This is a genomic window from Streptomyces sp. NPDC002004 (assembly GCF_053593975.1).
This window is the reverse complement of the sequence record NZ_JBSFDP010000021.1, coordinates 47,232-67,759: the sequence shown is the minus strand read 5'-3', so window position 1 is coordinate 67,759 and position 20,528 is coordinate 47,232. Positions and strand designations below refer to the sequence as shown.

The window sequence follows — 20,528 nt, the reverse complement described above, 5'->3', positions numbered from 1 at the left end:
CCGCCGGGCTCGGCAGTCCGCGGCGCCGGTGCCCGTGCCCGTACCCCGGACCGCCGGGAGGATGACGAGTCGAGGAATCGCGGCAGTGATGGCAAGGTGGGCCCATGGCTGATCGGGGACGCAACGCCCTGTCGCTCCCGGACGACTGGCCCGCCGATCCGGATCCCATTCTGGCGCTCAACCGCATGGGCAGCTTCGACTGGGACCTCGACACCGGCCTGATGCACCTGGACCCCCAGGCCCATGCCGTCCTCGACCTGCGCCCCGAGGAGTACGACGGCCGTCCCCGGACCCTCTCCAAACGGGTGCCCGGAGTCGAGGCGCAGCGCCTGGACCTGCTCGTCGCCCAGGCCATGAAGCGCGGCAGCGAGAACTACGGCACCTACTTCCGCATCCGGTGCCGTGACGGCACCCTGCGCTGGACCCACGCCCAGGGCTGCATCCGGCGCGACGCGACGGGCCGCCCGCGCCGTATCGTCGGCATCGTCCGGGACGCCACCGAGGAGCTGCGGGAGAGCGTCGCCCGCACCGAGCAGGACGCCGAGCGCCGCAAGCAGACGACCATCGTGCTCGGCACCACCGCCGCCCTCGCCGCCGCCCGCACCGTGCAGGACGTCATCGACGTCATCAAGGAGACCCACGGTCTCGCGCACCTCGGGGCGACGAGCCTCGTCGTGGGCCTGGTCGAGGCCGGACGCATCCGCCTCGTCGCCGAGGGCCCCGAGGGCAGCTTCGTGCCCGGCACCCGTATCACCCGTATCGACGAGCAGTACCCGATGAGCGAGGTCGTCCGCACCCTGGCCCCGCGGTACATCGAGTCACCCGAGGACTTCGCCCGTTCGTACCCGCTGCTGTGGCCGCACATCATCGGCCTCGGCATCACGTCGGCCGCGTATCTGCCGCTCATCGCGCAGGGCCGCCCCATCGGCGCGCTCGGACTGCTCTACAACGACAAGGACGGCTTCACCGAGGACGAGCGCAACGTCCTCGTCGCGCTCGGCAGCAGCATCGCGCAGAGCCTCCAGCGCGCGATGTTCTACGAGCAGGAGAAGGACGTCGCCGAAGGCCTCCAGCAGGCCATGCTGCCGCGTTCCATCCCCGGCATACCCGGTGCCGACATCGCCGTCCGTTACCGCTCGCCCGCCCTCGGGCGGGACATCGGCGGCGACTGGTACGACGTGATCCCGCTGCCCGGCGGTCGCGTCGGTGTCGTGATCGGGGACGTCCAGGGCCATGACACGCACGCCGCGGCGGTCATGGGCCAGCTGCGCATCGTGCTGCGCGCCTATGCCGCCGAGGGCCACACTCCGGCGACCGTGATGGCCCGCGCCTCGGTCTTCCTGCACGAACTCGACACCGAGCGCTTCGCGACCTGTCTGTACGCCGAGGCCGACCTGTCCACCGGGGTCGTCCAGCTGGTCCGCGCCGGGCACCTCGACCCGATGGTGCGCCACCGCGACGGCAGCTGCCACCGGCGTCCCGTCGACGGGGGTCTGCCGCTCGGGCTGTCCGCCGAGTTCGGGCAGCTCGAATACCCCGTCGGCACCCTGGAACTCGACCCCGGCCAGACCCTGGTGCTGTGCACGGACGGCCTTGTCGAGAAGCCCGGCGCCGACCTCGACGACGGGATGCAGGCCCTCTCGGCCCTCGTCGCCGCGGGCCCCTCCGACATCCAGCGGCTCGCCGACCGGCTGTGCCGGGCACCCGAGGAGTGGAAGGGCGAGGACGACGTCGCGCTGCTGCTCATGCGGCGCCACGGCGTCGGAGCCGTACAGACCGGAGGCCGGCTCCAGCAGCACGTGGCCGCCGGCGACCCCGAGGCGCTGCGCGAGGCCCGCCACATGATCCGGGCCGCGGTACGGGCCTGGGGCGCCCGCGACCGCGCCGACGAGATCGAACTCGTCGCCGACGAAGTGATCACCAATGCCCTGATGCACACCGAGGGGGCCGCGGTCGTCACCCTGCGCGTGCTCAGCGGCACCGACCGGCGGCTGCGGGTCGAGGTCGAGGACGCGTCCAGCGCGCTGCCCCGCCGCCGTGAGGCCGGCGAGTCCGGCGTCTCCGGCCGGGGGCTGCTCCTCGTCGACCGGCTGACGGACGTCTGGGGCGTCGAGGCCAGGGGCACCGGCAAGTGCGTCTGGTGCGAGTTCCTGGTCCCGCACCGCGCGTAGCCGGCGGGTACGACCCCGGGCGCCGCACCTCACGGCGACGGGCACGGTGGGCCGGCGGTGGCGGGCAGGCGGGGGACGCACAAGTCCGTGCGGCGGACGGAGCCGTGCTCCCGCGCTGTCGGTGGCACCCTGATACGTATGCCGGAACTTCCCGAAGTCGAAGCCCTCAGGGACTTCCTCACCGAGCACCTCGTCGGGCACGACATCGTGCGGGTGCTCCCGGTCGCGGTGAGCGTCCTCAAGACGTACGAGCCCGCGCCGACGGCGCTCGAGGGCCGCACCGTCACGGCCGTGACCCGGCACGGCAAGTTCCTGGACGTCCACACGGACGGCCCGCACCTCGTGGTCCATCTGGCACGGGCGGGCTGGCTCCAGTGGCGGGACCCGCTGCCCGACGGTGCCCCCCGCCCCGGCAAGGGCCCGCTCGCCCTGCGCGTCGCACTGGAGACCGGCGAGGGCTTCGACCTCACCGAGGCCGGCACGCAGAAGCGCCTGGCCGTCCACATCGTGCCGGACCCCGCCGAGATCCCCGGCGTGGCACGGCTCGGCCCCGATCCGCTCGGCGAGGACTTCGACGAGGCGGCCCTGGCCCGGCTGCTCGACGGGGAACGCCGGCAGATCAAGGGCGCACTGCGCGACCAGAGCCTGATCGCCGGGATCGGCAACGCCTTCAGCGACGAGATCCTGCACGCGGCCCGGATGTCCCCGTTCAAGCTGGCGTCGAGCCTCACCGAACAGGACGTGCACGGCCTGTACGAGGCGATGCGCACGACGCTCGGCGAAGCCGTCGAGCGCTCGCGCGGGGTGGCCGCGGGCCGGCTCAAGGCCGAGAAGAAGGGCGGACTGAGGGTCCACGGCCGTACCGGCGAACCGTGCCCCGTGTGCGGCGACACCATCCGCGAGGTGTCCTTCAGCGACTCCTCGCTCCAGTACTGCCCGACCTGCCAGACGAGCGGCAAGCCGCTCGCCGACCGGCGGATGTCGCGGCTGCTGAAGTAGCCCGGCTCACTCGCCCACACTCACCAGTCGGCCGCCCTGCACGGTGCGCACCTCGAAGTGGTCGATGCCGGAGCTGTGCAGCGCCGTACCGCCGTGGACGACCACCGGGGGCTCGTGCCCCGCGGCTCCTTCCGCGTCCTGCGGCACCGCCCAGGTCGCCACCGTCTCCTTCTCGCCGTGAGTGCCGACGGCGAGCAGCCGGCAGGTCAGCGGACCGTGGGCACGCGCCAGCGTCAGACCGACGTCGGTGCCCCAGCGCCGGTCGGCGGTGGTGACCGTGGCGCTGACCCCGGTGGCCGCGTCCGTCGCGGACAGCACCCGCGGACCCGTGTCCGGCCCCTGCGGATCCTGCGCCGTGCCGCGCAGCGCGAGCACACCCGCAGGTCCGGCGATCGCCAGGGCCGCAGCGACCGCCGTCAGCCGCAGCCACCGGCCGTGTGCTCGCCGGCGCAGCCGCGCCACCTCGCCGAGCACCCGGTCCAGCAGCTCGGGTGCCGGGCGCTCCAGCGGGAGCCGCTGGGCGGGACGGGGGCCCGCGTACGGGGCGAGCACCCGGGCCACGTCGGTGAACTCACCGAGCCTGACTGCGCACACCACGCAGTCGGCCAGATGTTCCTCGAAGAGATGACTGTCGGCAGGTTCCAGGACGCCGAGCGCATAGGCGGCGACGTCCTGATGCCGCTGCTGCGGACTCATGGGCGTTCCTCGGATCGACTGAGCAAGGGGGGCGGGGCGTTGACGGAGCGTGTCGCACTCGAATACGGAACGCGGCGCCCTTCTGCTCAACCGTCGGCCGAACTCCTCAGAAGAGATGGATCGCCAGGTGCCCGAGCGGGACGCCCAGCTGCCAGGCAGGGGTCCATACCTGTGTGTTCTCGTCCAGCGGGAGTCCCGCCCCGTGCCAGTCCAGGCCGGTGTCCAGATCCGTGGCCAGCAGCTCGGTCTCCTCCAGCCAGCGCCAGGCGGCCCGGGCCAGTGCCAGGTCGGGGCTGGGGGTGCCCTGTTCGCGTTCCTCCTCCTCGCGGGCGGTGAACCTCTCGCGCACCCACTCCTGCCAGGGGTGGCCGTACGCGGTGAGGGACAGCCACTCGTCGAGCTGGGAGACGACCCGGATGCCGGACAGCGTGTTCTCGCGGTCCGCCAGATACGCGGTGAGCGCCAGCGTCTGGCGGCCGGCCCGGAATTCGAGGGTGCTCGACGGGACGAGATCGCCGGTGCGCAGCACCTCGTCCGCGATGTACTCGGCGTACAGCCACGCCATGGGGACGACGAGTTCGTCGCCGCTGGTGCCGTTCGTACTGTCGGGCAGCAACCGTTCCACCTTCTTTCGGACCATCGTGCCCCCCGCGGGAGCCCCCGGCGGGCCCCGACGACGAGCCTTCACCGTGAGACACGGTCATGGGTCCGGCTTTACTCAACTTGACTGTGTGGTTTCGCGTTCGGCCCGCCCGGGGCGTGCCCGGAGGGGGAGCAGGACATCGGTGTGGCGTGTGGGACGGGAGAGCCCCGGGCCCGATGGCCTGAGCCCCCACACTACGGGCGACGGAGCGTGATCGTGTCCAGGCGTCCGAACGGGCGACGGTGCCGGTCCGGTTCTTTGACAAAGGATCAGAACCCATATGAGTTCGTATCATCCCTTTGTCCGTCCTTGTGATCGACGAGAGGCGGGTCGATGGCCCCACTCCCACGTACCGGTGTCGCGGCGCTGGCCGCGCTCCTCCTGGCAGCCGCCGCGGGCTGTTCCGCGGAGCCACCCGCTGCCCCGCGGCAGGGGAGTTCCGCGGGGGCCGCCGGGCGCGGCTTCACACTCCTGGCGTCCGGCGACGTGCGCACGTCCGACGAGGTCGTCGAGCACGCCCGTACGGACCCGGACGGCGACGACTACGACTTCGGGCCGATGCTCGCAGCCGTGAAACCGCTCGCCTCGCGGGCCGATCTGGCGATCTGTCATACGGACACGGAGTCCGTGCCGCGGCTCGCGGGTGCCCTGCGGGACGCGGGCTACGACACGTGCGGCGCCGGGACGAAGCGCCCCGTGTGGCTGAAGGCGGGCCCGGCGAAGGTGGCGTACCTCTCGTACCCGTCCGCCGACCGGGACCGGATCGTCGACGACGCCCGGGCGGCCCGGCGGGCCGGCGCGGACGTGGTCGTCGTCTCACTGCGCTGGGGCACCCCGTGGCAGGACGAGCCGGACGCGTCCCAGCTCGCCCTCGGCAGGCAGCTCACCGCATCGGCGACGGACGGCCGCCCCGACATCGACCTGATCCTCGGCACCCACTCCCATGTCCCGCAGGCGTACGAGAAGGTGGGCGGCACCTGGATCGTCTACGGCATGGGCGACCAGATCGCCGACGAGCGCCAGGACGCGTCGGGCGCCCGTGACCTCCGTGCCAACGAGAGCAGCACGGCGCGCTTCACCTTCGCGCCGCCCGCCCGGCCCGGTCAGCGGTGGCGGGTGACGAAGGCCGAGTTCGTGCCCCAGTACTTCGACACGGACACCGGCCGGGTCCTCGACGTCGGCTCCGCCGGCGCCAACGGCGACTCCGATCTGCGCCGGGTGCGCAACTGGATCGGGCAGGCCGTCCTCAGCCGGGGCGCGGCCGCCGACGGCCTGAAGATGGCGGACTAGCGTCCGGGATGCCGGACGGGCCGGGCCACCCGTCCGACATCCCGGACGGGCCGGCCACCCGTCCGGCCTCCCGGCCCGGGCAGGCTCGGCACCCCGGCGGTGCACCGAGCCCGGGCCGCCGGCATTCGGCCCCTCAGCCCAGGGCGAGCAGCCAGCCGCGCCCCGGAGCCACCGCGACCGCCTCGCCCGCCGCGAAGTGCCGTTCCGGCTGGAAGCCGTCGACGGCCGGTGCGTACGCGGCCACGGGCCCGTCCGCGGTCGACGGCACGATCTCCACGGGCTCCGGCGCCCAGGACGCGATCGCCGTGACCGTCCCGCCGGGCCCCCGCCAGGTGGTCGCGAGCACATCGTCCCGTCCGGTGCGCACGGGTGGCTCGTCCGCCCACCAGCCCGTCATCTCCGCCTCGCCGAGCCGCAGCCGGTCGAAGGCGCGCCACAGCGGCCTTACGTCCGTCATGGGCGCCCGCGCGGTCATCCCGAACACGAGCCCGCGCCACGGATTCCCGCCGCCCTCCAGCATCTCGCCCATCAGTCCGAACGGGATCCCGGAGAGCTCGGTCAGCCAGTACGCCGGGTCGGTGCCCTCGTAGTCGAACAGCTCGCCCAGCCAGAGCCGGTCGGTGTACGGCATCAGCTCGGCGTACAGATTGGCGCTGGAGGCGAAGCCGTCCGGCTCCCGGTACTGGTTGCACGAGTGCAGGTCCACCAGGGGCGGCGTTCCGGCCGACCGGGCGAGCACCTTGCGCACGCGCTTCATGGTGGCGCGGTCGTACGCCACGTCGTCGAGGTACAGCCCGTCCACGCCCGCGTGCCGGCGCAGCCGGCCCACGCCCTCGACATAGGAGTTGTGCCAGCGCGACGCTCCGCTCGTCACCACGGCGACGTCGCCGACGTCCGTGGCCACCCAGCCCGGCACGTAGTCCCCGCGCAGATGCTCCTGGAGCCATGCGTGCCCGCCGCCGGGCCCCGACGCCAGCACCTCGTCGCCGAAGGACGCCAGCACCGGCAACTCCGGAGTGTGACGGGTCAGTTCGCGCACGGTGTCGTACACCTTGACACGGATGCCGAGCCGGTGCGCCTCGTCGGTGTAGGCGCGCAGCGCGGCGGCGGCGAGCAGCGGGTCGTTGATGTACGGGTTGGGCGGGGTCGCATGGTGCAGGTTGACGACGGTCGCGCCGTAGTCGGCGACCTCGCGCGGCGTGGCGTACGCGTGGAAGTACCGCTCGGCGAGATGCCGGCCCGGCCGCAGCGGCTTGAACGGCGTCAGCAGCAGCCGCAGCTCGAAACAGCGGCTGTCACCCGCGCCCAGCCGCAGCGGCCCGCTGGACGCGGTGACCGTGCGCACCCCGTCCGTGGTGCGCAGCCGCACCCCGCCGCGCCCGTCGTCACCGGCCCAGGAGCGCGGCGCGACCAGCGGTTTCTGCCGGTAGTAGTTGGTGTTGAGGGGCCGCTCGTAGTGGTCGTCGCGCAGCCCGATCTGCACCCCGGCGGCCGGTCCGCCCAGCCACAGTGCGTCCTGGTTGCGGGTCGGGGTGTCCCAGTGCCAGTCGTAGGTGCGCGGGCAGGCCTGACCACGCAGGCCGAGACCCATGGCGTACGCGGTCGCGTCCTCCCGCAGCGGCAGCTCCAGCCGCACGTCGTCCAGGACGAGGTCGGCCGTGGCCTCCACGGTGGCCCGCACCACCAGGAAGCCGTCCGCCTCCAGCTCGCCCTCGGTGCGCAGCACCACGTCGGTGCCGGTCGCCCTCGTCGCCCAGCGCACCCGGGCCGGGCCTGCCCGGTCCAGGGTGAGCGGGCCCCGGTCCAGGGCCCGGCCGAGGTCGAGCACCGGCGGGCCCGCGAGCAGGTCCCGTTCGGGTCCGTCGGTGCCGGTGACCGACGGCGTGAACGTCGACGTGAGCCGCCGCGGCAGTCCGTCGGCACCGAGTTCCACCGTCCGGCCGAGGATCGCGAGCCGGGGCCCGGCGGCCCTGCCCGGCCGGCCACCCGCGTCCGCCGGGTGCCCGTCGACCTCGACGGGCGTGAACGGCGGCACCACGTCGTCGTCGTGGCCCAGCGCCGAGTCCAGCCAGCGCAGCCGCGCGAGCCGCCCCGGCTCCCCGGTGCCGTGGTCGGTCACCAGGACGTCGCCGACCGTGAACCGCAGCGGCACCACCCGCTCGGCGGTGCCCCCGGCCCGGACGGCGATCTCGCCCTCGTACACCCCGGGCCGGGCACCCTCCGGTACGTCCACGACGAACCAGAGCGCGGCCGTCCGTCCCCCGGGCACCGAGACGGTCCGCTCGAAGGCGCGGCCGAGCGCGTCCGTGCCGCCCGTCGACGGGCAGCGGACCGGGAACGGCAGTCCGCGCACCTCGGCGCGGACCTCGGTGAGATCGCGCAGCGCGTGGACACCGACCTGGAGCGCGCGGTACTCGCCCCGGTCGGCCGTCACGGAGTGCGGCGCGAACGGCGTCGCCCGGGCCCAGCGCGCCGGCAGACGGTCGAAGCGGCCCAGCGGATGGGCCCGGTCCTCGGCGAAGAGCAGGAACTCCGCCGCCGGGTGCGCGCGTCGGAGTGCCGCGCACTCCTCGTCGGTCGCGGTGAAGCCGAGCGGTGCGAACGAGTCCGCGGCGCTCACGGCCTCGTACCGGAAGGCCTCGGCGCGCGGCAGCCGCGCCCAGGCACCGGGCCGGTCGAGCCCGCAGGCGTGGCACCAGGCCGGATCGGCTGTCCGGGCCGGCCGGCGGTAGGCGGCCTGCGGATAGTGGGGGCGGCCGGTGTGGGCGTAGGGCAGGTAGTGGACCGCGTAGACGCCGGGCCCCTCGACCGGTTCGAAGGCGATACGGCCGTGGGACCGGGTCACCTCGACGGCGACCGTGTTGCGGACGCGGGTGCCGGAGGGGGACAGCACGAGGACGTCGACGTCGGCGGGCTCGGGATCGCAGCGCCGCCAGGGGAGTTCGGCGGCGAGGGCGGGTGCCGGGCCTGCGGCGCGCACGAGTATGCGATGGTTCCCGTACACGTCGCAGTCCCAGTCGCCGAGCCCGCAGTCCAGCTCGGGATGATGGTCGTGACGGGGGCGGTGCCGGTGCTCGGAACGATCGGTCTCACCCATCTGTGCTCCCCCAAGGGCGCTATTAATTAGGTAAGTTTCTCAATCACTCCGGGTCACCCTGGAGAGGAACCGATCGAGCTGTCAAGGGGGACGTCATGGATCGGGACGCCATGCGCAGCAGCGAGCCGCTCAGCGGGGACCCCTCGCTGCTGCGCCGGCTGAACGCGGCAGCCGCGCTGCGCGTGCTGCGGGAGCGCGACGACGTGACGGTGCCGGAACTCGCCGCGCTGATCGGCGTCTCCCGGCCCACCGCGCAGGACCTCACCGCCCAGCTGCTGCGCGAGGGCCGTCTGGTGGAGCTGCGGCGCGGCGCCGGCGGCGTGGGCCGGCCGGCCCGCCGCTACCGCTTCCGCGCCGAGGCGGGCCATGTGCTCGGCGTCGACATCGGTGCCCACAAGGTCCTCGTGCACGCCGCCGACCTGCTCGGACGGACCGTCGTGACCCAGCGCGTCGCCGTCACCCCCGAACTCCCCGCAGCCGCACGCCTGGACGCGGTGCGGTCCGCGATCGCGGGCTGCCTTGGCCGGCCGGAGGCCGCGCAGGTGCGCCCCCTTGCCACCGGTGTCGGCACCAGCGGCATGGTCGACCGGGCGGGGCGCGTGACGGAGAGCGACTCGCTGCCCGGCTGGACGGGGCTCGATCTCGCCCGGGAGCTCGCGGACGCGGCGCCGGGACCGGTGCTCGTCGGCAACGACATCCAGCTGGCGACGCTCGCCGAGTGCACCGGGGGAGTGGCGGTCGGCGTCCGCGACTGCGTGTACCTGTACGTGGGCAACCGGCTCGGCATCGGCCTGTGGCTGCACGGCCGGCTGCACCGCGGCCACCACGGCGCGGCGGGCGAAATGGTCGGCGGGGACGGCTGGGAGCGCTCCTACCAGCGGCTTCTGGACTGGTTCGCGGGTCATCGGGGCGACGGGGAACCCACCCGTGAGAACGCCGCCCGGGCGGTCGTCGCGGCCGCCGCCGCGGGCGACGGCGGCGCCCGCTACACGCTGCGCGCCTTCGCCGAGTGCCTCGCCGACAGCCTGGCCCGGCACGTCGCGGTGCTGGACCCCGCGTCGGTGGTGCTGGGCGGCGGCGTCTCGCGCGCCGGCGCCCTACTCGGCGAGCCCTTCGCGGAGCGCCTGGCCGCTCTCTGTCCCGCCCCGCCCACCGTCCTGACCTCCGCACTCGGCGAGGAGTCCACGGCCATCGGCGCCGCACGGCTGGCCCTGGACCACGTCGAACAGGTCCCCGGGACCACCTCCGTCCCCTGACGAAAGTCCAAGTGCGGGCACGGTCAGTCCAACTCGACATGGCCCGCGCACGGTTGACGGGCCCCGCCGCTGCTTCCATGATGTGGCTCACCTTTCGGCAAGTTGCCTTCCAAATTGCCGATCGGGTCCGTCATGCCGTGAGCCAGGGAGTACGAGTGACATCCCCTGCTACAGAGCGCCGGCCCCGCGCCGCGTCGCCGCCCCGCTCCACGACCGAGCGCCCGGCCGCCACCGGGCGCCGCGCCCCGCTGCGGGCGCGGCTGCGCGACAACTGGGTGATGCTCGCCCTGATGGCCCCCGGACTGGCGTTCTTCGTCGTGTTCTTCTACGTCCCGATGCTCGGCAACGTCGTCGCCTTCGAGGACTACCAGCCGTTCATCGGCTTCAAGGAAAGTGCCTTCACCGGGGTCGCCAACTTCCAGGAGCTCTTCGCCGACCCGGCGTTCTGGGAGTCGGTGCGCAACACCCTCGCCTTCGCGGCCCTCCAGCTGGTCTTCTTCTTCCCGGCCCCGCTCGCCCTCGCGCTCCTGATCAACAGCCTGGTGTCCACGAGGGCCAAGCGGTTCGTCCAGAGCGTCGTCTATCTGCCGCACTTCATCTCCTGGGTACTCGTCGTCGCCCTCTTCCAGCAGGTGCTCGGCGGCGCCGGCCTGATCAGCAACTTCCTGCGCGACCACGGTCTTTCGCCCCTGGAGGTGATGACCGACCCGTCGGCCTTCCCCGTGCTGATCACCGCGCAGGTGATCTGGAAGGACATCGGCTGGGGAATGATCATCTACCTGGCGGCCCTGGCCCAGGTCGACCAGAGTCTGTACGAGTCGGCGGCCGTCGACGGCGCCGGCCGCTGGCGGCGCATGTGGCACGTCACGCTGCCCGCGGTGCGCGGCGTCACCGTGATGCTGCTGGTGCTGCGCCTCGGCGACGTCCTGTCCGTCGGTTTCGAGCAGTTCCTGCTCCAGCGGGACGCCGTGGGCGCGCGGGCCGCCGAGGTCCTCGACACCTACGTTTACTACCACGGCGTGGTCTACGGCGACTGGGGCGTCGGCGCCGCAGCGGGCCTCGTCAAGGGCGTCGTCGGCGCCCTGATGATCTGGGGCGCCAACCGGCTCGCCCACGCCTTCGGAGAGCAGGGGGTCTACACGAAATGAGCGTCGGCATACCCCTGTTCCGCCCGCGCGGCGAGCCCCCGGCGGCGCGGCCCGCCTGGGAGGAGCCGCCCACCAGGGCCGGCCGGGCGACCAAGGCCGTCGTCCTCGCCGTCATCGTCGCCGTGATGGTGCTGCCGTTCCTCACGGTCCTCTCCACGAGTCTCGCCTCGCGCAGGGAGATCACGGCGGCCGGCGGCTACGTCCTCTTCCCGACCGAGCCCACCCTGGAGGCGTACCGCACGATCCTCTCCGGCGGTCTGGTGACCCGGGCCGTCATGGTGAGCGTCCTCATCACACTCGTCGGGACGGCCCTGTCGCTGCTCAGCTCCATCGGCCTGGCCTACGGACTGAGCAAGCGCGGCGTCCCGGGCAGCGGACCCGTCCTGCTGATGGTGCTGTTCACCCTGCTGTTCGCACCCGGCATGATCCCCATGTACGTCCTCGTCAAGGAGCTGGGCCTGCTCGACAGCTACGGGGCGCTGATCCTGCCCGGGCTGATCAACGCCTTCAACCTGGTCGTCCTGCGCGCCTTCTTCATGAACATCCCCGAGGAGCTGTACCAGGCGGCCCGGATCGACGGCGCCGGGGACTGGCGCATCCTCACCCGCATCGTGCTCCCGCTGTCCAAGGGCGTCATCGCCGTCGTCGGGCTCTTCTACGCCGTCACGTACTGGAACGCCTTCTTCAACGCGATGCTGTATCTCAACGACTCCGGGAAGTGGCCGGTCCAGCTGGTCCTGCGCACCTATGTCGTCCAGAGCAAGCAGATGACGAGCGATCAGCTCGGGCTCACCCATCTGCCGCCGCAGCAGTCGCTGTCCATGGCGGTCGTGATGATCGCGCTCGTTCCGATCCTGCTGATCTTCCCCTTCCTGCAGAAGTACTTCACCAAGGGCGTGCTCACCGGCGCCATCAAGGGCTGACCCCGTTCCCCGAACCGAACCGTCCCCGTCCCGTCCCGGAGATGACCCATGACCGGCATGTCCCGACGCACCTTCCTCGGCCTCAGCACCGCCGTTGTCGCGGGCGCCGCCGCCACCTCGCTCACCGGCTGCGGCTCCGCCACGGCCCACCGGGGCGAGGCCGCGTCGGCGAAGGTGAAGCTGCCGACGTACGTCCCCTTCCACGGCCTGGAGCCCGACCTGCCGCCCAGCTCCAAGGGCCTGTCCGCGGGCTACCTCCGCTACCCCGGGAAGCTGGTGCGCAGCGTCCCCAAGGTGCCCGGCGACGGGTCCCGGGTCACCATGCTCACCGAGATCTGGACCCAGCCGCCCACACCGAAGGGCGGCAACGCCCACTGGAAGAAGCTGGACCGGGCCCTCGGCATCGAGCTCGACGCGATCCTCGGCACCGATCCCGGCTACCCCGACAAGTTCTCCGCGACCGTCGCCGGCGGCGACCTGCCCGACCTGATCTGGATCCCCCCGAACCAGGGCATCCAGCATGTCGCGCAGCTGCTGGAGGCCAAGTGCGCCGACATCACCGCCTACGTCTCCGGGGACGCCGTCAAGGACTATCCGCACCTGGCCGCCATGACCCCCGCCCACTGGCGGACCGCCGTCGTGAACGGCCGTATCTGGGGCGCGCCCGTCCCGTACCCGGCCACGGGCCAGGTCTACGGCGGCAACCCGGACGTCTGGCAGAAGGCCGACGGCCTCTCCGCGAGCAGCCCGCAGGAGTTCCTCGACAAGTGCAAGGAGGTCACCGGCGGCAAGGTCTGGGCGCTGGAGCCCATCTACGTCAACGCGGCCGGCGTGCTGAGCCAGTGCTTCGGTGCGCCCAACAAATGGCGGCTCGAGAAGGACGGCTCGCTCACCTTCTGGCAGGAGACCGACGAGTACGCCGAGGCCCTGGACTTCGTCATCGAACTGCGCAAGGCCGGGGTCTTCTACCCCGGCGACCCGCAGATGGCCGACGCCTATCTGAAGATGGCCCAGGGCTCCATCGGTGCCTGCGTCTTCGCCAACGCCGCGGGCGCCCGGCAGAACCTGCGCACCAACGACCCGTCGCTCGCCGCCGAGGTTCTCGTCCCCTTCGCGGCGGGCGGCCACCGGCAGAACCACCACTACCACTACGGCACCATCGGCTACAGCGCGATCAGAAAGGGCAGCGAGAAGCGCGTCCGTATGCTGCTCGGCATCCTCGACTACCTCGCGGCGCCCTTCGGCACCAAGGAGCGCGAGTTCCTCGAATTCGGCACCGAGGGCGAGGACTTCACCTACGACGCGCAGGGCTTTCCGCAGCGCACGAAGAAGGGCAAGACCGAGGTCGAGGGCCTGTACAGCGGACTCGCCACGGCGACGACGTCGCCCTTCGCGCTCATCGCCTCCTCCTTCCCGGGCGGCCACGGCCCGCAGGACGTGCGGGACATCTACGGCGTCGAGCGGAAGCTCATCGCGACCGCCGTGCAGAACCCCACCATCGGCCACTACTCCGACGCCTACACCGAGCACTACGGCCGGATGTCCCAGGAGGCCACCGACCTCGTCAACGACATCGTGGCCGGCCGCAAGAAGCTCACCGAGTGGAAGCCGTTCTGGAAGGACTGGCGCACCAAGGGGCTGGAGCAGATGGCCCGGGAGTACCAGAGGTCCATCGAACGCAACGGGTAGGCAGCCCCGCCGGGGGCTTCCCCGGTCCGGCCCCTTCCTCCGACGGGGAAGGCGCCGGACCGCAGGCGCCCGGCGTTACTTCTCGGCTTGGCCGTGTTCCGACTTCGCCAGTTCGGAGTTGCGGTACGAGTAGCCGAAGTAGATGACGCAGCCGACGAGGAACCACACCGCGAACCGCACCCAGGTCTGCCACTGGAGGAAGGTGATCAGCCACAGGGAGAAGACCACGCCGATGGCCGGCACGAAGGGCATTCCGGGCGTGCGGAACGTCCGCGGCAGCTCCGGGCGCCGGTACCGCAGCACGATCACCGCGATGCACACCACAACGAACGCCAGCAGAATGCCGATGTTGGTGAGCTCGGCGGCCTCGGCGATGGGCAGGAACCCCGCGATGAGCGCCGACGCCACGCCCACGATCCAGGTGACCCGCGTCGGCACGTGCCGTGTCGGATGCGTCTTCGAGAACCACTTCGGCAGCAGCCCGTCACGGCTCATCGAGAACCACACGCGGGTCACGCCGAGCATGAAGGTGAACATCACGGTGAGGATGCCGATGATGGCGCCGACGGCGATCAGGTCGGCCAGGCCGCCCAGGCCCACCGACTTGAAGGCTGTCGAGAATCCGCTCTCCTTGTCGATCTCCTTGTAGTTCTGCATGCCGGTCAGCACCAGGCAGGCCGCCACGTACAGCACCATCGAGATGGCCAGCGAATAGATGATCGCCTTCGGCATGTGGCGCTGCGCGTCCTTGGACTCCTCCGCCGCGGTGCTCATGGCGTCGTATCCGAACACCGCGAAGAACACCGTCGCCGCACCCGTGAACGCCCCGCTGACCCCGTACGGGAAGAACGGGTGGTAGTTGGCCGTGTTGATGTGGAACACGCCGACGCCGATGACGACCAGCACCACCAGGACCTTCAGGGCGACCACGATCGTCTCGAAGCGCGCCGCGCTCTTCATGCCGAGGTTCAGCAGCCAGGCGATGAGCAGACACAGCAGCGCCGCGATCAGGTCGACCCGGTGCCCCGGCCCGGTGCCCGGCGCGCCGAGCATCCAGGCCGGGAGGTTCGCGCCCAGGTCGGTCACCAGGAACCCGAAGTACCCGGAGATGCCGATGGCGACCACCGCCACGATCGCCGTGTACTCCAGGAGCAGGTCCCAGCCGATGAACCAGCCCGCGAACTCGCCGAGCACCGCGTAGCCGTACGTGTAGGCGGAGCCCGCCTTGGGGATGAGGCCCGCGAACTCCGCGTAGGACAGTGCGGCCGCCGCGCTGGCGAGGCCCGCGATCAGGAAGGACACCACGACCGCCGGCCCCGCGATGCCGTTCGCGACGGTTCCGGCGAGCGTGAAGATGCCGGCACCGATGATGCCGCCCACGCCGATCGCGGTCAGCTGCCACAGGCCCAGCGTGCGGGTCAGCCGCTGACTCGCCGTGCCCTCGGGTTCCTCGATGTGTTCGATGGGCTTGCGGCGCAGAACGCCTTCGCCCATCCGGAGTCCGGCCATGAGCCCTCACCTCTTCGCGACGGCAGTCTGCTGAGGCCGATCATGGCTCAGCGGCGGCCGTCACGGAAGACGGCGCGCGTCGCCGCGGCCACGCGGACCACGGGGCTCGCCGTGCGGAGTCCCTCGGCCGCCGGGGCGGCTACGGCACCACCGTCACCGGCCAGCGGCCCGCCTTCACCAGCCGGATCGCCACCGAGCCGATGATGCGGTGACCGGCCTGTTCGGAGGCGCCCACCACCACCGCGTCCGCCTTCAGATCGTCCGCTGCCGACACCAGCCCGTTGTACGGGTCGCCGCGGAAGGTGTGGAACTCCCAGCGCACCTGGAATATGTCCTTGACCCGTTCGGTCGCGGCCCTGATCTCGGCGACGAGGCTCTGGGCGATCTCGTCGGTCGCCTCGGCGACCGGCACGCCCAGCGCGGCGCCCGCCGCCATGACGGGCTGCACATAGACCACGGCGAGCAGCGCCCCCTGCCGCCGGGCGAGGCCCGCGGCGTACGCGGCGGCCCGCATGGACGACTCCGAGCCGTCCACGCCGACGACGATCACCTTGGGGCCGTCCGTGCCTCGTTCGAATGCGTGGTGCTGCTGTTCGGTCACATGGGTGAGGCTAGCGGAATCCGCACGTCCGAAGGCCTCCCGGGGGTGCGGCGGTGGTCCGCACGTCCGGCGCATCCCGGGGGAGTGCAGCGGTGATCCGCACGGCGAAGGTGCCGGCTCCGACCGCCGGATCCGGGTTCCGTCCCACACCACCGCCACGCCCGACGGGCGGCCCGCCCCGGTGCTTCCTAGAGTCGTCCACATGACTGCCGGTGCCGCGGCGCCCGGGCCGATACGCGATCGGGGCGGCCTCCTCGGCAAAGTGCCCGAGGGGTTCGCCGCCTTCTTCGGTGCGCTGGGACTGTTCTGCGCGGTCATCGCGATCATCGCCCCCCTGCGCCGCCTGTTGAACCCGGTCACCGAACTGCTCGAACGGATCACGGTCCCGGTCAGCGCGAACCTGGCGTACGCGGTGTTCCTGTTCCTGCTGGCCGCCGCCACCGGCGCGCGCAAGAAGGTCGCCTGGTGGCTGGTCGTGGTCTACCTGGCGCTGCTGGTGGTGTTCGACGTGCTCGGCATCATCAGCGGCGCCTGGCGCGAATCGCTGCCGTCGCTGGTCGTGTGCGGTCTCGCTCTCGTCCTGCTGATCGTCGCCCGCAAGGAGTTCTACGCCGCCTCCCGCCGGGCCGCGCTGCGCCGTGCCCTGCTCGTGCTGCTCGCCGGGCTCGTCGTGGCCATCCTGGTGGGCTGGGGTCTCGTCGAGCTGTTCCCGGGCACCCTGCCGGAGGGGCAGCGGCTGCTGTGGGCGGCCGACCGGGTCTGCGGCGGCCTCGTGTCGGGGCGCACCTTCGACGGCACGCCGCCGCGCTTCCTGCACTTCCTCCTCGGCCTCTTCGGAGCGCTCGCGCTGCTGAACGCCGCCGCGACCCTGTTCCGCTCCCAGCGCATGGAAGCCGCCCTGCACGGTGACGAGGAGCCCCGTATCCGGACCCTCCTCGACGCGTACGGCGAGCAGGACTCGCTCGGCTACTTCGCCACCCGCCGCGACAAGGCCGTGCTGTTCTCGCCCAGCGGCAAGGCCGCCGTGACCTACCGCGTCGAGGCGGGGGTCTGCCTCGCCAGCGGTGATCCCGTCGGCGACCGGGAGGCCTGGCCGCACGCCATCGCCGGCTGGCTCGGCCTCGCCCGCCGCCACGCCTGGGCACCCGCCGTGATGGGCGCGTCCGAGGAGGGCGCGAAGGCGTACGCGCGAGCCGGGCTGGGCGCGCTCCAGCTCGGTGACGAGGCGATCCTGGAGGCCGCCGACTTCGATCTGGGCGGCCGCGACATGCGGGTCACCCGGCAGGCGGTCAACCGGATCCGGCGCAGCGGTGCCCGCACCCGGATCCGCCGCCACTCCACGCTCACCGACGAGGAGATGGAGGAGATCGTCGACCGGGCCGACGCCTGGCGGGACACCGAGACCGAGCGCGGCTTCTCGATGGCCCTGGACCGGCTCGGCGACCCGGCGGACGGTGACTGCCTGCTCGTCGAGGCGCTGGGGCCCGACGGCACCCTGCTCGCGCTGCTGTCCTTCGTGCCGTGGGGCCGCGAAGGCGTCTCGCTCGATCTGATGCGCCGCGACCGCGCCGCCCCCAACGGCGTCATGGAGTTCATGGTCGCCGAGCTGTGTGCCGCCGCGCCCCGGCTCGGGGTACGGCGGATCTCGCTGAACTTCGCGGTGTTCCGGTCCGTCTTCGAGGAGGGTGCCCGCATCGGTGCGGGGCCGGTGCTGCGGCTGTGGCGCAGGATGCTGCTGTTCTTCTCCAGGTGGTGGCAGCTGGAAGCGCTCTACCGCTCCAACGCCAAGTACCGTCCGCAGTGGTATCCGCGGTTCATCTGTTACGGAGACGCCGGTTCCCTGGCCCGTATCGGGCTGGCCTCCGGCATCGCCGAGGGCTTCGTCTCCGTACCGTCCCTGCGCAAGCTGTGGGGCAAGGGCCACCCGCCGGGGGGCGGGCCTGTCCGCCCTGTTGGTCCCGCTGGGTCCGGCGCGGCGGCCCTGCCGGCCCAGGCTCCGTCCGCACCCGCCCGCACCGAGGAACCCACGGCCGGAGCTGCCGCCGCTCTGCCCGAGCAGATCCGTCTCCGGCACGCCAAGCTGGACCGGCTGCGTGCCGACGGGATCGACCCCTATCCGGTCGGCACGCCGCCACGCACCCACACCCTCGCCGAGGCCCGGGCCGCCGCCGGCGCGCTCCCGCCCGGCACCCGCACCGGCGAACGGGTGACGGTGGCGGGCCGCACGATGTTCGTACGCGACTTCGGCGGACTCGTCTTCGCGGTGCTGAGCGACTGGTCGGGGGATCTCCAGGTCGCCCTCACCCGCCAGGACTCGGGAACCGCGCTGGACGCGTTCACCGCCGAAACCGACATCGGCGATCACATCAGGGCCACCGGCACACTCGGGAGCAGCGACCGCGGCGAGCCCACCGTCTTCGTCACCTCCTGGCAGCTCACCGGCAAGTGCCTGCGCCCGCCGCCGGCTTCCCGTCCCCGTTCCGTGCGGGGGGACAACCACCTGCAGAACGGGCGTCGCGGCCTCGCCGCCGAGACCAGGGCCCGGCGCCGTTACCTCGACCTCATCGTCAACCCCGAGGCGCGCGCCGTCGTCCGGGCGCGCTCCACCGCCGTCCAGGCGTTGCGTCAGGGGCTGCTCGACCGTGGTTTCCTGGAAGTCGAGACGCCGATGCTCCAGCAGATCCACGGCGGCGCCAACGCCCGCCCGTTCACCACGCACATCAACGCCTACGATCTGGATCTGTATCTGCGGATCGCACCGGAGCTCCATCTGAAGCGGCTGTGCGTCGGCGGCATGGAGAAGGTCTTCGAGATGGGGCGCACCTTCCGCAACGAGGGCGTCTCCTACAAGCACAACCCCGAGTTCACGATGCTGGAGGCCTACCAGGCGTTCGCCGACTACGACGTGATGCTGGACCTCGCCCGTGAGCTGATCCAGGGGGCCGCAACCGCCGCGTTCGGCGCACCGGTCGCCCGCAGGACCGGCGCGGACGGCACGGTCGTCGAGCACGACATCTCGGGTGAATGGCCGGTCAGGACCGTCCATGAGGCGCTGTCCGAGACACTCGGGGCACAGGTGGACGCCGATACGCCGCTGGAGACGCTGCACGCGCTGTGCGACCGCGCGGCGGTGCCGTACCGGGCCGACGACGGACACGGCGAGATCATCCTCGAGATGTACGAGCGCCTTGTCGAGGCGAGGACCGGGATGCCCACCTTCTACAAGGACTTCCCCACCGAGGTGTCACCGCTCACCCGGCAGCACCGCACCGATCCGCGCCTCGCCGAACGCTGGGACCTCGTCGCCTTCGGCACCGAACTCGGCACCGCCTACTCCGAGTTGACCGACCCGGTGGAGCAACGCCGACGGCTCACCCGGCAGTCGTTGCTCGCCGCGGGCGGGGACCCGGAGGCGATGGAACTCGACGAGGACTTCCTCGATGCCCTCGAATACGCGATGCCGCCCACCGGCGGACTCGGGATCGGAGTGGACCGGCTCATCATGTTCCTCACCGGACTCACCATCCGCGAGACACTGCCGTTCCCACTGGTGCGCCGCCGCTGAACCGCCGGACACCTACTCCCAACGGGTGAAATTCCAGCGCCGTTCGGTGTCGTTCGCGCATGTCGCCCATGGGCCATGCGACTGATTAGTAATGCAAAATGACCGGACGACCCCGGCGCGCCGGACGCTGCTGCGTGGCGTCGCCGCCCTGGGACTCACCGCCATCGCGGGCTGCTCCGGAACGGACCGGGCGGGCGCGCCCGGCAGCCCGTCCGCGACTCGCACCCCGGCCCCGGGTCCGCAAGCCGTCGCACCTCCGAAGGCCTCCACCTTCCGGCTCCAGCCGATCACCGGATACGGGACCCCGGGCCGGACCCTTGCCAGTACCCCCGTGCGCCGCAGACCGATCATGGATCTGCCCGAGCAGGGCCGCAGCATCACCCTCACCTTCGACGACGGCCCCAACCCCCTCTACACACCGGGCGTTCTGGAGACGCTCCGCAGCCACGACGTGCGCGCGATGTTCTTCGTGTGCGGGGAGATGGCCGTCGAGAACAAGGACTTGGTGCGGGAGATGGTCGGGGACGGCCATGTCGTGGGCAACCACACCTGGACCCATCCGCTCCTCACCACGATGACCCGGGCGCAGATCCGGCGTGAGATGGAGCGCACCTCCGACCTGATCGAGAAGATCATCGGGCAGCCCCCGCTCTGGTTCCGTGCCCCGTACGGCGCCTGGAACCGCAACACCTTCGAGCTGGGAGCCAAGCTGGGCATGGAACCGCTCGCCTGGACCGTCGACTCCGACGACTGGGAGCGGCCCGGCACCACCAGGATCGTGAACAACGTCCTCGGCGGCGCCCGTCCCGGTGTGGTGGTGCTCCAGCACGACGCGGGGGGCAACCGCTCGCAGTCCGTGGCGGCGCTGCGCCGCTATCTGCCGAAGCTGCTGGACGAGGGCTACCACGTCGTGCTGCCCAGAAGGAAGTACACATAGAAAA

General features: G+C 72.0%; 14 protein-coding genes. 9 read left to right on the top strand and 5 right to left on the bottom strand.

Annotation, left to right across the window (positions count from 1 at the left end):
• Nucleotides 1-104 precede the first annotated feature (104 nt).
• Together ACWCP6_RS25755 and ACWCP6_RS25750 are read left to right on the top strand one after the other, a co-directional pair.
• Nucleotides 105-2,171 carry a SpoIIE family protein phosphatase gene (locus ACWCP6_RS25755; protein ID WP_450934915.1) on the top strand — a complete coding sequence of 689 codons (2,067 nt, stop codon included), beginning with the start codon at nt 105-107 and terminating at the stop codon, nt 2,169-2,171.
• Nucleotides 2,172-2,309: 138 nt separating this feature from the next.
• Nucleotides 2,310-3,170 carry an Fpg/Nei family DNA glycosylase gene (locus tag ACWCP6_RS25750; protein WP_450934914.1) on the top strand — a complete coding sequence of 287 codons (861 nt, stop codon included), beginning with the start codon at nt 2,310-2,312 and terminating at the stop codon, nt 3,168-3,170.
• Between the two features lie 6 nt (nt 3,171-3,176).
• On the opposite strand, the gene ACWCP6_RS25745 is transcribed toward ACWCP6_RS25750, so the two are convergent.
• The gene (locus ACWCP6_RS25745; RefSeq protein ID WP_450934913.1) at nt 3,177-3,866 is read right to left on the bottom strand and encodes an anti-sigma factor family protein; all 690 of its coding nucleotides are present in this window, start codon (nt 3,864-3,866) and stop codon (nt 3,177-3,179) included.
• Between the two features lie 106 nt (nt 3,867-3,972).
• A complete protein-coding gene (locus ACWCP6_RS25740; RefSeq protein ID WP_450934912.1) occupies nt 3,973-4,506 on the bottom strand; it encodes a hypothetical protein in 534 nt (177 codons plus the stop codon).
• A 336-nt stretch (nt 4,507-4,842) separates the two neighbouring features.
• On the opposite strand from ACWCP6_RS25740, the gene ACWCP6_RS25735 reads away from it, so the two are divergent.
• On the top strand, nt 4,843-5,799 hold the full coding sequence (locus ACWCP6_RS25735; RefSeq protein ID WP_450934911.1) for a CapA family protein: 957 nt from the start codon (nt 4,843-4,845) through the stop codon (nt 5,797-5,799).
• 133 nt (nt 5,800-5,932) lie between these two features.
• Here the strand turns inward: ACWCP6_RS25735 and ACWCP6_RS25730 are convergent, their stop codons facing one another.
• On the bottom strand, nt 5,933-8,896 hold the full coding sequence (locus ACWCP6_RS25730; protein WP_450934910.1) for a glycoside hydrolase domain-containing protein: 2,964 nt from the start codon (nt 8,894-8,896) through the stop codon (nt 5,933-5,935).
• Nucleotides 8,897-8,991: 95 nt separating this feature from the next.
• Here ACWCP6_RS25730 and ACWCP6_RS25725 point away from each other — a divergent pair, with 95 nt between their 5' ends.
• The 4 genes from ACWCP6_RS25725 (at nt 8,992) to ACWCP6_RS25710 (ending at nt 13,912) form a co-directional block, all read left to right on the top strand.
• Nucleotides 8,992-10,152 (top strand): ROK family protein, encoded by a 1,161-nt coding sequence (locus ACWCP6_RS25725; protein WP_450934909.1) that lies wholly within the window; start codon nt 8,992-8,994, stop codon nt 10,150-10,152.
• Between the two features lie 278 nt (nt 10,153-10,430).
• Nucleotides 10,431-11,300: an ABC transporter permease gene (locus ACWCP6_RS25720; protein ID WP_450934955.1), complete on the top strand. Its 870-nt coding sequence runs from the start codon at nt 10,431-10,433 to the stop codon at nt 11,298-11,300.
• A complete protein-coding gene (locus ACWCP6_RS25715) occupies nt 11,297-12,223 on the top strand; it encodes a carbohydrate ABC transporter permease (RefSeq protein WP_450934908.1) in 927 nt (308 codons plus the stop codon). Before ACWCP6_RS25720 ends, ACWCP6_RS25715 begins: the two co-directional genes overlap by 4 nt.
• A 48-nt stretch (nt 12,224-12,271) precedes the next feature.
• Entirely contained in the window at nt 12,272-13,912 is a 1,641-nt protein-coding gene (locus ACWCP6_RS25710) for an extracellular solute-binding protein (RefSeq protein ID WP_450934907.1), read from the top strand.
• Between the two features lie 75 nt (nt 13,913-13,987).
• Here ACWCP6_RS25710 and ACWCP6_RS25705 read toward each other — a convergent pair whose 3' ends face one another.
• Both ACWCP6_RS25705 and ACWCP6_RS25700 read right to left on the bottom strand, forming a co-directional pair.
• Nucleotides 13,988-15,421, bottom strand: a complete 1,434-nt coding sequence (locus tag ACWCP6_RS25705; protein ID WP_450934906.1) for an amino acid permease — start codon at nt 15,419-15,421, stop codon at nt 13,988-13,990.
• Between the two features lie 139 nt (nt 15,422-15,560).
• On the bottom strand, nt 15,561-16,022 hold the full coding sequence (locus ACWCP6_RS25700) for a universal stress protein (protein WP_450934905.1): 462 nt from the start codon (nt 16,020-16,022) through the stop codon (nt 15,561-15,563).
• A 202-nt stretch (nt 16,023-16,224) separates the two neighbouring features.
• Between ACWCP6_RS25700 and lysX the strand changes: the two genes are divergently transcribed.
• Both lysX and ACWCP6_RS25690 read left to right on the top strand, forming a co-directional pair.
• The gene (lysX, locus tag ACWCP6_RS25695; RefSeq protein WP_450934904.1) at nt 16,225-19,587 is read left to right on the top strand and encodes a bifunctional lysylphosphatidylglycerol synthetase/lysine--tRNA ligase LysX; all 3,363 of its coding nucleotides are present in this window, start codon (nt 16,225-16,227) and stop codon (nt 19,585-19,587) included.
• A 91-nt stretch (nt 19,588-19,678) separates the two neighbouring features.
• Complete coding sequence (locus ACWCP6_RS25690) at nt 19,679-20,524, top strand: polysaccharide deacetylase family protein (protein ID WP_450934903.1); 846 nt, start codon at nt 19,679-19,681, stop codon at nt 20,522-20,524.
• Nucleotides 20,525-20,528 lie beyond the last annotated feature (4 nt).